Source organism: Chlorogloeopsis fritschii PCC 6912 (genome assembly GCF_000317285.1).
Classification (GTDB): Bacteria; Cyanobacteriota; Cyanobacteriia; order Cyanobacteriales; family Nostocaceae; genus Chlorogloeopsis; species Chlorogloeopsis fritschii.
In genome coordinates this window covers 314,833-330,228 of record NZ_AJLN01000116.1, presented here as the reverse complement: position 1 = coordinate 330,228, position 15,396 = coordinate 314,833, and the positions used below count along the sequence as shown (strand labels likewise).

14 protein-coding genes are annotated in these 15,396 nt (G+C 41.3%); 10 read left to right on the top strand and 4 right to left on the bottom strand.

The window, feature by feature from the left end:
• Positions 1–27 precede the first annotated feature (27 nt).
• Both srmL and UYC_RS0125365 read right to left on the bottom strand, forming a co-directional pair.
• Positions 28–1,053 carry a PheS-related mystery ligase SrmL gene (gene srmL / locus UYC_RS0125370; protein WP_016874489.1) on the bottom strand — a complete coding sequence of 342 codons (1,026 nt, stop codon included), beginning with the start codon at positions 1,051–1,053 and terminating at the stop codon, positions 28–30.
• A 129-nt stretch (positions 1,054–1,182) separates the two neighbouring features.
• Complete coding sequence (locus tag UYC_RS0125365; protein WP_026087449.1) at positions 1,183–2,160, bottom strand: 2-hydroxyacid dehydrogenase; 978 nt, start codon at positions 2,158–2,160, stop codon at positions 1,183–1,185.
• 58 nt (positions 2,161–2,218) lie between these two features.
• Between UYC_RS0125365 and aroC the strand changes: the two genes are divergently transcribed.
• The 7 genes from aroC to UYC_RS0125330 all read left to right on the top strand — a co-directional run bounded on the left by aroC (position 2,219) and on the right by UYC_RS0125330 (position 7,842).
• Positions 2,219–3,307: a chorismate synthase gene (gene aroC / locus UYC_RS0125360; RefSeq protein ID WP_016874491.1), complete on the top strand. Its 1,089-nt coding sequence runs from the start codon at positions 2,219–2,221 to the stop codon at positions 3,305–3,307.
• Positions 3,308–3,436: 129 nt separating this feature from the next.
• Positions 3,437–4,096, top strand: a complete 660-nt coding sequence (locus UYC_RS0125355) for a hypothetical protein (protein WP_016874492.1) — start codon at positions 3,437–3,439, stop codon at positions 4,094–4,096.
• Positions 4,097–4,128: 32 nt separating this feature from the next.
• Positions 4,129–4,383 (top strand): SemiSWEET family sugar transporter, encoded by a 255-nt coding sequence (locus UYC_RS0125350; RefSeq protein ID WP_016874493.1) that lies wholly within the window; start codon positions 4,129–4,131, stop codon positions 4,381–4,383.
• Between the two features lie 71 nt (positions 4,384–4,454).
• A complete protein-coding gene (locus UYC_RS0125345; protein ID WP_016874494.1) occupies positions 4,455–6,098 on the top strand; it encodes a B12-binding domain-containing radical SAM protein in 1,644 nt (547 codons plus the stop codon).
• Between the two features lie 68 nt (positions 6,099–6,166).
• Positions 6,167–6,355 carry a CPXCG motif-containing cysteine-rich protein gene (locus tag UYC_RS0125340; RefSeq protein ID WP_016874495.1) on the top strand — a complete coding sequence of 63 codons (189 nt, stop codon included), beginning with the start codon at positions 6,167–6,169 and terminating at the stop codon, positions 6,353–6,355.
• A 17-nt stretch (positions 6,356–6,372) separates the two neighbouring features.
• Complete coding sequence (locus tag UYC_RS0125335; RefSeq protein WP_016874496.1) at positions 6,373–6,825, top strand: SRPBCC family protein; 453 nt, start codon at positions 6,373–6,375, stop codon at positions 6,823–6,825.
• 258 nt (positions 6,826–7,083) lie between these two features.
• The gene (locus UYC_RS0125330) at positions 7,084–7,842 is read left to right on the top strand and encodes a hypothetical protein (RefSeq protein WP_016874497.1); all 759 of its coding nucleotides are present in this window, start codon (positions 7,084–7,086) and stop codon (positions 7,840–7,842) included.
• 249 nt (positions 7,843–8,091) lie between these two features.
• On the opposite strand, the gene UYC_RS0125325 is transcribed toward UYC_RS0125330, so the two are convergent.
• Complete coding sequence (locus tag UYC_RS0125325) at positions 8,092–8,910, bottom strand: SDR family NAD(P)-dependent oxidoreductase (protein WP_016874498.1); 819 nt, start codon at positions 8,908–8,910, stop codon at positions 8,092–8,094.
• 395 nt (positions 8,911–9,305) lie between these two features.
• On the opposite strand from UYC_RS0125325, the gene UYC_RS0125320 reads away from it, so the two are divergent.
• Both UYC_RS0125320 and crtW read left to right on the top strand, forming a co-directional pair.
• The gene (locus UYC_RS0125320; protein ID WP_016874499.1) at positions 9,306–9,497 is read left to right on the top strand and encodes a chlorophyll a-b binding domain-containing protein; all 192 of its coding nucleotides are present in this window, start codon (positions 9,306–9,308) and stop codon (positions 9,495–9,497) included.
• A gap of 232 nt (positions 9,498–9,729) precedes the next feature.
• Positions 9,730–10,515 carry a beta-carotene ketolase CrtW gene (gene crtW, locus UYC_RS0125315; protein WP_016874500.1) on the top strand — a complete coding sequence of 262 codons (786 nt, stop codon included), beginning with the start codon at positions 9,730–9,732 and terminating at the stop codon, positions 10,513–10,515.
• 87 nt (positions 10,516–10,602) lie between these two features.
• Here the strand turns inward: crtW and UYC_RS0125310 are convergent, their stop codons facing one another.
• Complete coding sequence (locus UYC_RS0125310; RefSeq protein ID WP_235082940.1) at positions 10,603–12,408, bottom strand: hypothetical protein; 1,806 nt, start codon at positions 12,406–12,408, stop codon at positions 10,603–10,605.
• A 593-nt stretch (positions 12,409–13,001) separates the two neighbouring features.
• Between UYC_RS0125310 and psaA the strand changes: the two genes are divergently transcribed.
• Positions 13,002–15,260 carry a photosystem I core protein PsaA gene (gene psaA, locus UYC_RS0125305; RefSeq protein ID WP_016874502.1) on the top strand — a complete coding sequence of 753 codons (2,259 nt, stop codon included), beginning with the start codon at positions 13,002–13,004 and terminating at the stop codon, positions 15,258–15,260.
• The last annotated feature ends 136 nt before the right edge of the window (positions 15,261–15,396 follow it).

The window sequence follows — 15,396 nt, the reverse complement described above, 5'->3', positions numbered from 1 at the left end:
TTTTGTTGTAACTACTAAATTGCTGTTCTAGAGATTCACAACTACTCCCTGATGAATCTTTTGATAAACCAATTCTCTAAACAAATTGGCTTTTTGATTTGAAATTGATGTATGTAGACTCCTGAGAGTCATCCGCACCAAAAGATTCTTTTGATCGGGTTGGATACCCAAGCGTTGAATAGCCTGGGGTGGAAGTTGTTGATAGTGCGTTTCACTCAGTATATCTACTGACTCCAAAAGTTCGGCGTCGTCACCCAATACCTCTACTATTTGTTCGCAGATATCTTCCAATTCCGTATCTAACTCAGTCACAATTGACATATCTCGACTAATGCTAGGTTGATTGGAAACTTGGTGGTAAGATTCCAAATTTTTCATCTGCTCGGCAATCCGGGGATGGGTACTTCGCAGCAAGCGAATATCATCTATCCCTTTGACTAACATCACCAGACGATCTAATCCCCAACCAGACGCTAATCCGCTCTGAGGCGATCGCAACAAATGAGGATGAGCTTCCCCGCATTCTCCGATTTCAATCCATTTGCCATCAACTAACACTTCAATTTCTAACCCATTGCGGGTATAGGGGTGCGAAGTTTCGTTGAGGCGGTAGGATATACCTGGCAGAACAGCGTAAATAATAGTTTCGATGAATGGAATTAAAGCTTCTCTACCTAGATGCTGATGTTCATTAATCAGCCAAACATCCATTTGGTGGGGTTCGCCCACATGGCGTTTATCCACCACATCGCGACGATAGCAAATACCGGGGTGGAGGATGAGTTGTTCTCCCCTAAGGTGGGGAAGTAACTCTGGCATGATTACAGTGGTGTGAGTTCTGAGTAACCTATCGTCACTGAGGTAGCGAGTGTATTTCGGGGAACGTGACAAACTATCTGAAGGGAAATAAAGTTTGTCGAAATTGTTAGCAACTGTAGTGATGGGCGAAGAACGCCAAATACTTGGTTCTGGATATCTAGACTTGTACAAAGCCTCAGCGATTTTGTAGACAATCAGATTAATAGCGTGAATGCCATTAGCCGGGTTTGTCAAGTCAGGCTTGAGAAGTCCCGTTGGTTCATTTTTTGCCTCTCTAAAATAAATGTAATATTAGTGTAACATCTGAGCTTGCATAACGGCATTACTTAGAAAATTTCCCCACCCTACAAAAATTGTTGAATTTTACTGGTAAACTTCCGGGTTAACGCAATAAGGCAACCGCTCTCCTTTTAACCCAGCAATTAAATTCTCAATCGCCATATCTGCCATTTTTTTCCGCGTCTGACGACTGGCGCTACCGATATGAGGAGTAATAATTAAGTTATCAAGACTCAGTAAAGGACTATCGGTGGGAATAGGTTCTGGTTCTGTAACATCAATAGCGGCACCTGCAATTTGACCGTTGGATAAAGCTTGATATAAGGCATTTGGCTCTACAATTGTTCCCCGTGCTGTGTTAATTAAAATCGCAGATTGCTTCATCAGCGCAAATTGCGGTTCACTAAACAGATGGTGTGTATCTGCTGTTAGAGGAGTATGAATTGTCACAAAATCAGACTCTTGTAATAAACGTTCAAAACTAGCAAATTCCACACCCAAAGATTCTTCTAGCTCTGGCTCACATCTGTGCTTGCTGGTATAAATAATTCGCGTTTCAAAACCCTTAGCACGACGAGCTACTGCCTGTCCAATTCGCCCAAAACCAACAATCCCCAGAGTAGCACCTGTGACATTAGGCCCCAGTAACAAATCTGGTTCCCATGTTCGCCATTCTCCCCCACGCGTAAACCGATCTGCCTCTACCACTCGTCGTGCAGCTGCCATTAGTAACGCCCAAGTTAAATCGGCTGTTGCATCTGTTAATACACCAGGAGTGTGACCGATTGGGATACGCCTTGCGGTAGCAGATAAAATATCAATATTGTCGTATCCCACTGCCATTTGACTGATAACCTTAATAGAAGTTGCGGCTTCTATCAGTTGCCGATCAATTTGATCGGTTAGCAAACACAATAACCCGTCTATTTCCTTTGTCTTTGCCAGCAAAACCTCGTAGGGAGGCGGTTGGCGTTCCATCCAAACTTCTACATCCGCAATTTCTTGTAATTGCTGTAATTCAGTAGGGAGACGGCGGGTAACAAAGACTTTGGCTTGGGACATAATTTCAGGCACAAACACAAAAGTAATATTATTATCTAGACGATATCTCCTCAACATCATGGGCAACACATTTGGGCATCTTTTTCGCGTCACTACTTTTGGCGAATCCCACGGCGGTGGTGTGGGAGTTGTAATTGATGGTTGTCCTCCCCGACTAGAAATTTCGGCTGAGGAAATTCAAGTCGAACTCGATAGAAGGCGTCCGGGACAAAGTAAAATTACAACACCTCGCAAAGAAGAAGACAAATGCGAAATTCTCTCTGGGATATTTGAGGGGAAAACACTGGGGACACCGATCGCAATTTTAGTCAAGAATAAAGATACTCGCTCCCAAGATTATGATGAGATGGCGTTTAAGTATCGCCCTTCCCATGCAGATGCAACTTACGATGCTAAGTATGGCATCCGTAACTGGCAAGGTGGCGGTAGATCGTCGGCGCGGGAGACTATAGGCAGAGTAGCAGCAGGAGCGATCGCTAAAAAAATTCTCCGGCAAGTTGCGGGTGTAGAAATTATCGGTTACGTCAAGCGCATTAAAGATTTAGAAGGGGTTATCGATCCTGATGGCGTGACTTTAGAACAAGTTGAAAGCAATATTGTTCGCTGCCCTGATGCTGAATGTGCCGAACGAATGATTGAATTAATCGAGCAAATCCGGCGGGAAGGCAATTCTATTGGTGGTGTGGTTGAATGCGTAGCGCGAAATGTACCGAAAGGCTTGGGCGAGCCAGTGTTTGATAAGTTGGAAGCCGATATCGCCAAAGGTGTAATGTCTTTGCCCGCTAGTAAAGGTTTTGAAATCGGTTCTGGTTTTGCTGGAACTTTACTAAGTGGATTTGAGCATAACGACGAATTTTATATTGATGAAAATGGTGAAATTCGTACTCGTACCAACCGTTCCGGAGGTATTCAAGGCGGAATTTCCAACGGTGAAAATATCCTGATTCGTGTAGCATTTAAACCCACGGCAACAATTAGAAAAGAGCAGAAGACAGTAACTAATGAAGGTGAAGAGACTGTTTTAGCAGGCAAAGGACGTCACGATCCTTGTGTACTATCGCGTGCAGTCCCAATGGTTGAGGCAATGGTGGCGTTGGTGCTATGCGATCATTTGTTAAGACATCACGGGCAGTGCCAGGTGTTGTAGAAATACGGAGTAGTTTAAAGATAATTATTACTTTTGGAGAGTGGGTAATTTCCCCTCCTCTATTTTATTAAGTGTCGTTATAGTAGCAAATAGTACGTCTATAACAGTATTAATGCTGCTAATTTCGACATGGATAAAGAGTTTCAAAACCGTCTAAAAGACTTTACCAACTTAAAGTCCAAGTACCAAGCAACAAAACATGAAGATTCATCACCTTCTAGTCTTCTGTATCTTATTTTGCGAAAAGTAGACTTAGGAATTGAGTTAACAGACTTAGAGTTGGATTGGTTAACAGAACACAAGCTTTTTGAAACTGTAAAAGTCATTAAACAAAAGCAGCAACATAAAGTAGAAGAACTTAGAAAACTAGAAAGTGAGTTTTCACATCTGAAAGTTCAGTATAAAGTACCTAAATCTTGGCAAGATTTAAAAGATTATATTTCTTCTCCTCTTTATCCAATTCTTTGGAAGCATAATTCAGAAGTTGAATGGTTAAAAAATCATCAACTTACAGGTAGTTATCAACCTAGTTATCAACCTTACACTTTAATGGGAGCAATTTATTATGACAAAGGTGAATATCCAAAAGGAGATAATTGGTTTGCAGAAGCAATCAAGCGTGGTGCTAGAAGCGAAGATATAGATGATGAAATTAAACGAGTAGTGAGGAGTACAAAAGATGAGAATAAACGACAAGATGCGGCGAGATATTTAATATCTAAAGATTCACAACGGTATGCTTGGGCTAAGTCTTATCTGAAAAAATCAAAAGATAAGGATTGCATCTAAAATTGCGGTTAATATTTCAAAGCTTATATCCAATGGACTTTATTACTATTTTAGGATTAGTCGCTGCTACATTAACCACTTTTTCATTCTTGCCACAAATGATAAAAACATGGCAAACAAAATCCGCAAAAGATGTTTCCTATGCCATGTTGATTTCCTTTAATATAGGTGTATTTTTATGGTTATTATATGGATTTTATCTATCAGCTTTGCCGATTATTCTCGCTAATGGAACTACATTATTTTTCAACATCATAATTTTATACCTTAAAATTAAATATAGATAAACAAACTAGAGACTAGATTACTTTCTATCCTTAGTCCCTAGCCCCTAATCCCTAGCCCCTATTTTTCATCTGTGACATCTTCTGTATTTGCTGCTGAACGCCTTTTATTCACTCCTGCCACTCCCAACACCGATGCGATCGCCACTATTTTTGCCTTTCCCAACGAGTATAGTGTGGGCATAACAAGCCTTGGCTATCAAGTAGTGTGGGCTACTTTAGCTATGCGTTCAGATGTGCAGGTGAGTCGCTTGTTCACCGATATTCACGAACCACTGCCAAGAAAGCCAGAATTACTTGGCTTTTCGATGTCCTGGGAATTGGATTATGTGAATATATTAAACTTATTAGAATCTTTAGAAATTCCCATCAGGGCAGCTTTCCGCGATCCTAATCATCCCATAGTTTTTGGCGGTGGCCCCGTTCTGACTGCCAACCCCGAACCCTTCGCAGATTTTTTTGATGTCATTTTACTGGGGGATGGTGAAAATCTCCTAGATAATTTTATTGATGCTTATCAAGCAGTTAGGAATGCTGACAGGCAAACTCAACTTCAAGCACTCGCACAAGTACCGGGCATTTATATTCCGAGTTTGTATGAAGTTGAGTATCACGATGTTGATGGTGCGATTAAATCAATTCAACCTATTTCCTCAGAAATTCCAGCTGTAGTACAAAAACAAACCTACCGAGGCAACACTTTATCAGCATCAACGGTAGTGACTGAAAAAGCAGCTTGGGAAAATATTTATATGGTAGAAGTGGTGAGAAGTTGCCCAGAAATGTGTCGCTTCTGTCTGGCAAGTTATCTCACTTTACCTTTTAGAACTGCTAGTTTGGAAGGTTCTTTAATACCAGCAATTACAAAAGGTTTAACAGTCACAAATCGGCTCGGATTATTAGGTGCTTCAGTTACTCAACATCCTGAGTTTGAGGAATTATTGAATTATATTAGCCATCCTCAGTTCGACGATGTGCGTCTGAGTATTGCTTCGGTGCGAACTAATACTGTAACTGTGCAATTGGCGCAAACTTTAGCGAAACGAGATACAAAATCCTTAACAATTGCTGTAGAAAGTGGTTCTTCAAGAATACGACAAATTATCAATAAAAAGCTGGATAACGATGAAATTATCCAAGCTGCCGTGAATGCTAAAGCTGGAGGATTAACTAATTTAAAACTCTACGGCATGGTAGGAATTCCTGGCGAACAACCAGAGGATTTAGATGCGACTGTAGCGATGATGCGCGATATTAAAAAAGCTGCTCCTGGTTTGCGGTTAACACTAGGTTGTAGTACTTTTGTTCCTAAATCACACACCCCTTTTCAGTGGTTGGGAGTAAATCGCCAAGCCCAGAAACGGTTGCAGTTTTTACAGAAACAGTTAAAGCCACAAGGGATAGATTTTCGTCCCGAAAGTTATAATTGGTCAATCATTCAGGCTTTGTTATCACGAGGCGATCGCCGACTATCACAACTTTTAGAACTTACCCGTAACTTTGGTGATTCTTTAGGTAGCTATAAACGTGCTTTTAAAGAACTAAAAGGAAAACTTCCCAGTTTGGATTTTTACGTTCATACTAACTGGTCAACCGATCAAGTTTTACCTTGGAGTCATTTGCAAGGGCCTTTACCACAGTCTACACTACTAAAGCACTTGGCTGATGCTACAAGTCAATTTGATAAATCATCTGAAAAGTTAATGGCTCAATGTTAATAGTAAATAGTAAGAATACAATTAGCATTAGCTATTAACAGTTACAATCTAAAATTTAAAATAGATAGATGCAAACAACAGCAGAATATTACTGTGCTTATTGTGGCGAAGAAAATTTAACTTTTGTAGATTTGAGTGCGGGAGGGCAGCAATCTTATATAGAAGATTGTCAAGTTTGCTGTCGTCCCAATATTTTATATATCCGCATCGATGAAGACACTCTTGATATCGAAATTGATACTGAGTATGAAGGCTAGGTTTGAGGTTTTTCTTAATGCTGCACTTTAAGTATTCCTCAGTTATTGATGCACCCGTAGAAACAGTTTGGAAATTTCACGAAAGAGCGGATGTTTTGCAATTGCTTACCCCGCCTTGGCAACCTTTACAAGTAGTACGTCGTGAGGGAGGCTTGGGCATAGGTGCTATTACTGAGTTTCGTCTGGCGATCGGGCCATTGCCTTTGCGTTGGTTAGCACGTCATACTGAATATGAAGAATATCATCTATTTACAGACGAACAGATATCTGGGCCATTTGAATCCTGGGTACATCGACACAAATTTGAATCAGAAAATGGCAAAACCAGATTAACTGATGAAATTTCCTTTGCTTTACCTGGTGGGCAAACAGCCGAGTTTCTGGGTGGCTGGTTAGTACAGGTACAACTAGAAGCGATGTTTCGCTATCGTCATCACATAACTAGGCAAGAATGCGAGTCAGGTAAATAGGGGATAGGGGATAGGTGACATGGAACAGATGAGTCTCCCCGCGTACTCTTCCCAGTACCCAATCCCCATCTCGGCTAACAAGAATTTCATTTAACAATTACTTTTATTAAAGAATAAATAAAATCTCCAGAATTTTTAGTCGTTCTAGGCTTTTTCAATACGATAATAATTTCAGTTTTTCATCCGTTAAAACACTGATAATTTAACGCCACATTTTTTATATGCGGTGGCAATTTTAATGTTTAAAAGTTTAAAAATATGAATTATTTACAATTAAATGTTACTCACACAGTAACTTTACGGTTAGCCTTTGTGGGTGTGTCTTCCCTATGGTTACTGACGCCCTTTCCCAAGGCTCAAGTGATGGAAGCAGGCGACATACTGAAGAAGTCGAAAAACTACCAACTACAACCTGCTCAAGAACAAGTTTGTCCTTCCGCCAATTTAATACCTAAACGCAGTTTCCATACAGCTAAAGATTATATCTATATTTGCAGAGGAGAACGAGACGATTCTCTTGGTTATTATGTAAGAATTTCTAAAAATGGCGGCAACAAGATTACTGTACCTATAAGTAGTAAAAATGGTGAAACTTATGTTGCCATTCAAGGTGAATTAACATACATGGTTAGCCCTTATGAATTAGTAATCACCAAACTCAGCAAAGGTGGTAGTGTCTCCTTCAGAGAAAAAGTTAACAGTGCGATCGCTGCTGATGGTAAACCTTTAGCTAGGGGTTGTCCTGATGGTAATACTACCTTTGTGGAAGCTAAAACCAAAAACTTTATTGTATATATTTGCGGTAGAGAAGTTCCCAGCAGTTGCGTAGCTGTGGCTCGGCAAGGCAATCAAAAAATCATCATTCCACTGCAAAGTTATAATTCCCGTGAAGGCATAGAAGACAGCCAATTTATTGCTGTTAATGGTGACATTCGTTACTTACTTACCCGGAATGCACTAAAAGTTTCTAGGGATGGTAAAACAATAATCAAAGAAAAAGTCTTGTACTGGAATTAATGGGGTAGAAGGCAGTGGTTCGGCTCCGCTCACCAACCAGAGCTTTTGTAGGGTGGGCACTACCAAACTTTCCTAAAACCCTTATTTTAGGTTATGAAAAGTGCCCACCTTACGGTTGAGCTTCCAAACTTAAGTTTTTGTAGGGTGGCACTACCAAACTTTCCTAAAACCCTTATTTTAGGTTATGAAAAGTGCCCACCTTACGATTGAGCTTCCAAACTTAAGAAAACCTATGTCTTGTATGTATATTCAGCTATCTTTATTCTTAAAGATTTGGTGAGAAGCCCACTGAAACAAACCAGGAAATAACCGATTAACCGCCTGTGAAAAGTTGGCAGAACCAACAAATATTTCGGATTTCTGATTTTTAACTGCATCCCAAATGGCATTTGCTACATCTTCAGGTTTCTCTACCACGGGATTTTTCAGAATGTTTTCAATTTGTTGGCGACGGCTTTGAGTATCTTGCTCATTTTTCCCTCTCATCACAGCCCGTTCCATGAAATTAGATTTAATTAAATTCGGATAAATACCACAAACCTGAATTCCTTTCGGCTTTAATTCTGCATGAAGCGCTTCTGTCAATCCTGTAACGCCAAACTTACTTGTACAGTAAGGAACAAGGTAAGCGGTAGGTACTTTACCACCGATGGAACTCACATTCACAATTGTTCCTTTTCCTCTTTGAAGAAAGTGAGGCAGTAAAGCATGAATTGTATGGATATATCCCCATAAATTAGTATCTATAACCTTGTGCCAATCTTCCAGCGAAAACTCTTCTACTGGTGCTGATGCATAAATGCCTGCGTTATTTATTAACACGTCAATATAACCATAATGCTCCAACGCTTTATCTACTAGTGTTTTCACCTGCAATGGATCGGTGACATCACAAGTAACTATCAGTGGTACTGTACCACTAACGTTTTGTACCTCCTGCGCTGCTATTTCTAAGCGATCGCTATGACGAGCCGCAAGTATAAGTTCATATCCTTTGCGGGCAAATAAAACAGCTGTTGCTTTACCAATCCCTTCAGATCCACCCGTAATTAGTGCCGTAGGAGCCATATTCTTAGTTCAAAAACTTATTTACTTCCTATTAGTTTGAGCAACAATATTTAGAAAACCTTCTGACTTCCGTTAGATATTACTGGCAACTTTGCAACTACCGCTCTCTGTAGTGAACTTTAAGCAGGCGATCGCACTATCTAACAAATTACGAGCTTTTATTCAAAAACAAGAAAAATCATGTATACATTATTACTAGTTTGCTTTACAAAGCATCTTGGCTGTAGAGACCAATAGAAATATTTATTAACCTTTTGTTAGATAAAACTTTGTATATTAGCCCCTAAACTTCACCCTTTCGACTTGCTTACACTTTGGCACTAGAGATAGATAGCACTTGTTAAGTGAGTAAATACCATGAATTGTGTAGTTCACAATCTTGAGGAAACTTAACAATGGGGCCTTATCCAACTGATGCAACAGAGAAAGCATATAACGGTAGCGATCGTAATGCCTTTAAGTTTGGCTTTACACCTCAGGCTGAACTGTGGAATGGGCGCTTGGCGATGATTGGTTTTTTGGCTTACCTACTCTGGGATTATCAGGGTTATAGCGTACTGCGCGAGGTACTTAACCTCATTCACTAAACTCCGCGGCTCAAAAGCCTTACAGAGCAAGAAATTTTGCTTACACAGTCACCATCTATGCAAATATGTGTAATATTATTTAAGTAAACTTAATTTTTCTACATATTTGATTTAGATGTTACTTATAGCACAGCGCTGACCACGAACGGGGTTTTCCCTTAAGTGGTTAGTGAACTTTTTAATGACCAAATTGTGTGAATTTAAACAAAATTTTAGGCGGAGTAAAAGCCTGATGCAATCAAAACACTTACCAAACCCTCATATAGAAATTACAAATCAATTTACTATCGGTACAACAGGTATTTTCATCGCTGTTACCATAGTAGGAATATGGGCAACTAGTTTAATTTTTTTACTTTTATTTGACCTCTCTAAATTGAACATTTTAGAGTTAGTCTTGGCTATACTTGGGCAAACATTTATCTACACAGGATTATTTATTACTGCTCATGATGCTATGCATGGTGTAGTTTTTCCCAAAAACATCAAGATTAATCACTTAATCGGAACATTAAGCTTATTTTCTTATGGTTTTTTATCTTACAAAACATTATTAAAAAAACATTGGCTGCATCACCACCACCCAGCCAGTGAACTAGACCCAGATTTCCACGACGGCAAGCATAAAAATTTCTTTGCCTGGTATTTTTATTTTATGAAAAACTACTGGAGTTGGGGTCAAATAATTACCTGGATAATCGTATATAATTCTGTTCACTATATACTACATATACCCCACACAAATCTTATTCTCTTTTGGGCATTACCTTCACTATTAAGTTCATTACAATTATTTTATTTTGGTACATTTCTTACTCATAGAGAACCACAAGGAGGTTATATTAAACCTCACTTTGCTCAAACTATCTCTATGCCAACATGGTTGTCACTTATTACTTGCTATCATTTTGGCTACCACAAAGAACATCACGAATACCCTCATCTTGCTTGGTGGCAGTTACCAGAAATTTACAAATTAAATAAACTTACTAAAACTGAACTCAGTATTTCTAATTAAAAGGGAATAGATAAAAACTTTGCGCTCCTTATTAAATGCACAGATCCTCGACTTTTCAAAAAAGTCGGGGATCTTGTTTCTTTACAACTAATTTTGAACTTCCTCGCTTGATTTTTCAGGCGTTGCTGTACTTTCTGGTGCAGGAGGCTGATTCATCTGTGGTCGAGCAAAGGGTAAAGTTGGAGATGGCGCAGCATTTGGATACTGCCGACGATTAAAAAATCTTTCTAATTCTGGTTTTTCTGGCTGAGGAGCAACTTTTTGAGGTAAAAGCTTCGGATCGATTTCTTGCATAGTCTCCTGTTCTGCTGCAGGAGACTCTTTCACAATCTCAGGCAGCGTTGGAGGTAGGCTAGAAGATGCTTCTGGTGAAGGTTGCGGGGTAGATAGATTACCTGCACGACGATTCAAAAATCGACTAAATCTTGATTTTTCTGGTTGAGTAACTTGAGGTTCTGTTGTAGTTTCTGGGGCTGGAGTCTCGATAATTTCCGGTAGTGTGGGAGAAACGCTAGGAGATGGCTCTACTGTAGGTTGAGAAATGGGCGCTTTACCTGTAGAGCGCTGGAAAAATTTACCAAATCGAGATTTCTCTGGCTGAGTGGGCTGTGTTTCTGGTAACTGAGTAGCTTCAGGTTCTGGTGTAATTTCCGGTTGTGGTTCTAATGCCGGAGTTGGGCTAGGAGATATTTCTGTTGGTTGTGGGATAGGTGTTTTACCTGCTCGATTTTGGAAACGATTGAAAAAGCCACCTTTTGGTTTCTCTGGCTGAGTTGGAGGTGCTTGCTCAATTTCAGGAACAGGCTGTTTTTCTGGGAGTGGTATTTCTGGCGTAGTTTCAACCGTGGGTACAACGCTAGGAGTTGGTGTAGGTGCAACTTCCAAACTCGGCTGTTTTTCTTCCTGGGGTTGAATTTCTGGTGTAGGAGTAGGCGTGGGTTCAGCAGTCGGTACTTTAGCTGTGTAGTTGGGATCTACAATTGCGCGAACTCGATCTGCAGAAAGTTCTCCTCTGACAATTTTAGAAAGGGTGTCTTTACCCTTTGGTTCGTAGGTTATTAACCTAACTGTGCTGTTAAATTCATTTTTGACGGGATTGCCTTGGTTATCCAGAAATTCCAATTTTACCCAGTTTTTACCTGGTTTAAAGCCTTTAAGGTAAATTGCTTGCCAGCGATCAAGAACAAAACTTTCACCATTAATAGTGCAGCGGATGCGCCAATCTGCAAACTGGTTGTTAGGGTTATCTTTCGCTATAAGGTGTAAGGGCGCATTTGTCAAGTAAAAGTCTAGTAGAATCGGCTCTGCTCCATAACTGCCTTTCGGACGGCTGTAGGTTAGCAGAGGTAAATTTGGATCGGGGTTGTTATCGTCGCTTTTGGTGAAAATGTGAAATGTTGTCTGAGCATAGGCACCTTCGTTTTTAAAGCTTTCATGCCAAGGACGGGAGGCAAAAACACGCAAGGTATGGGTGCCAGGGGACAAGTCTGGTAAAACTAAGGGTTGATTTAAGTCGTAAACTGCAATGTATGGTTGATTGTCAACTATTACGTGCAGATGCGGCCCCATATCCAGTTGTGAATCTTTAAATATAGGTAGATCCTTAACCTGGAAACGGACTGTAGCTGTGTTATCTTGCAGGACTTCATCCTGCTTGGGAGTCACTATTGATACCTGAGGTCGATATACTTCTAAGGTTTGACCTAGTTCTTGAATGACTGTTGGTGGGGCAACCTCCGAAAATTGCTTCGTGGAAATTGAAGAGCTTTCTCGTAAACTACCAGATGGTTCTTGGCCGATCGCTTTATTGCCACAGCTAGTCAAATTTAATACTAGAGCCAATACCATTAGCGACTTCATGAGAGTTGCAGCCGTTGTCCGCCACGAGTTCATGTTTTTCACCCATTCCTAAACAACAGACAGATTTATGTTGCATTCTGGCGCAAACTGTCCATTCGGAACTATAGCCCAAAAGGTGAAATCCTTTTTTAGCTACTTGTTCTTGGACTGAGAATTTAAGTTTTTTAATTTAAGTCAGTACTATCTAAGATAATTATGTGGCGATTTTAACTATTTCTTCTTACAGCTATTTAACTATATTTTGGTATAAGTCGTCACGAAAAATCCAATATTTTTAATTAGATGAAGCTGTAAGAGTTAAAAACAGCGATCGCTCCAAAAAATAACCATAAATTTTGCGAATTGTTTAGCTTTGTAAAATAAATAGAGAAACTATTGACTTTTTGACCAGCGTTTTGGAATCCAAAAGCAGATGAGACAATAAATCTGGGGATTTTGAATTATTGTTAAAAAGTCTCCAACAATGTACAAGAGAAGACTTTATAATTCAACAGAAACCACTCCCCACACAAGGTCTTCATCGCGGCTCCAGATTATAAATGGAAAATGCGATTTGGTTTACAAAAACCTCGAAGACAGCTTGTGGTCACAATGATTCCTCAGTCCCTTTTAAGAGAGGAGGTCGAATGACAATCAGTCCTCCGGAGCGAGAGGAAAAAAAGGCAAGAGTGATAGTCGATAACGATCCGGTGCCAACTTCGTTTGAAAGATGGGCAAAACCCGGTCACTTCGACAGAACCTTAGCCAGAGGTCCCAAAACCACCACATGGATTTGGAACCTTCATGCACTCGCCCACGATTTTGATACACATACAAGTGATTTAGAAGACATTTCCCGCAAGATATTTGCAGCCCACTTTGGTCACTTAGCTGTAGTGACTTTGTGGTTGAGCGGGATGATTTTTCATGGCGCTCGTTTTTCAAACTACGAAGCTTGGTTGAGCGATCCGCTCAACATTAAGCCCAGCGCTCAAGTTGTTTGGCCAATTGTTGGTCAAGACATTTTGAACGGTGATGTCGGTGGTGGCTTCCACGGCATTCAAATTACTTCTGGCTTATTCCAAGTCTGGCGTGGCTGGGGTATTACTAACTCCTTCCAACTGTATTGCACAGCTATTGGTGGTCTGGTATTAGCTGGCTTGCTCCTGTTTGCTGGCTGGTTCCACTACCACAAGCGCGCTCCTAAACTGGAATGGTTCCAGAATGTGGAGTCGATGCTCAATCACCACCTGCAGGTATTGCTGGGTTGTGGTTCCTTAGGCTGGGCAGGACACATCATCCATGTTTCCGCACCAACCAACAAGTTGCTGGATGCAGGAGTTCCCCTAAGAGACATACCCCTGCCCCATGAGTTCATCTTGAACAAAGACTTGTTGACCGAGCTGTATCCTAGCTTTGCCAGTGGTTTAGCACCTTTCTTTACATTGAACTGGGGTCAGTATGCTGACTTCCTCACGTTCAAAGGTGGTTTAAACCCGGTAACAGGTGGCTTGTGGATGACTGACATTGCCCATCACCATTTGGCGATCGCGGTATTGTTCATCGTCGCTGGTCATATGTACCGTACCAACTGGGGTATTGGTCACAGCATCAAAGAGATCCTCGAAAACCACAAAGGCCCCTTCACTGGTGAAGGTCACAAGGGTCTCTACGAGAACATGACCACCTCTTGGCACGCTCAATTGGCAACTAACCTTGCTTTCTTGGGTTCTTTGACCATCATCGTGGCACACCATATGTACGCGATGCCTCCGTATCCGTACTTGGCAACCGATTACGCTACCCAACTCTGCATATTTACTCACCATATGTGGATTGGCGGTTTCCTAATTGTGGGTGGTGCTGCTCACGCTGCCATCTTCATGGTGCGCGATTACGATCCTGTTGTTAACCAAAACAACGTTCTGGATCGGGTGATTCGTCACCGGGATGCAATCATCTCTCACCTCAACTGGGTTTGTATATTCCTTGGCTTCCACAGCTTTGGGCTTTACATCCACAACGACACAATGCGCGCCTTGGGCCGTCCCCAAGACATGTTCTCGGATTCGGCAATTCAGTTGCAGCCTGTGTTTGCTCAGTGGGTACAAAACCTGCACACTGTAGCACCAGGAGCAACCGCACCAAACGCGCTTGAACCTGTTAGCTATGCCTTTGGCGGTGGTATCCTCGCTGTAGGCGGTAAAGTGGCAATGATGCCAATTGCGTTGGGTACGGCGGACTTCATGATCCACCATATTCACGCATTCCAAATTCATGTCACAGTACTAATTCTCTTAAAAGGCTTCTTGTTTGCCCGCAGTTCTCGTCTGATTCCAGACAAGGCAAACTTGGGCTTCCGTTTCCCCTGCGACGGCCCTGGTCGTGGTGGTACCTGTCAGGTGTCTGGCTGGGATCACGTCTTCCTGGGATTGTTCTGGATGTACAACACCATTTCAATTGCAATTTTCCACTTTAGCTGGAAGATGCAATCCGATGTCTGGGGAACAGTAGACGCAGCTGGTAATGTGACTCATATCACTGGTGGCAACTTTGCCCAAAGTGCTATCACCATCAATGGCTGGTTGCGTGACTTCCTGTGGGCACAAGCAGTACAGGTGATCAACTCTTACGGTAGTGCCCTGTCAGCTTACGGACTTATGTTCTTGGGCGCTCACTTTGTTTGGGCATTCAGCTTAATGTTCCTGTTCAGTGGTCGTGGCTACTGGCAAGAATTAATTGAGTCCATCGTTTGGGCACATAATAAACTGAAAGTAGCACCTTCAATTCAGCCTCGCGCTCTGAGCATTATTCAGGGTCGTGCGGTTGGTGTAGCTCACTACCTTTTGGGAGGAATTGCCACGACATGGGCGTTCTTCCACGCACATATTCTCTCATTAGGCTAGCAACCAGCATTTAGGAGCAATGAGTTATGAGTGATGGGCTATGAGTTGTTTGTAGCGGTTAACATCAACAGAACAACCACAAATTAACAACCACTAACTCAAAACTCCTAACTCAAAACTCCTTGAAAACATTGAT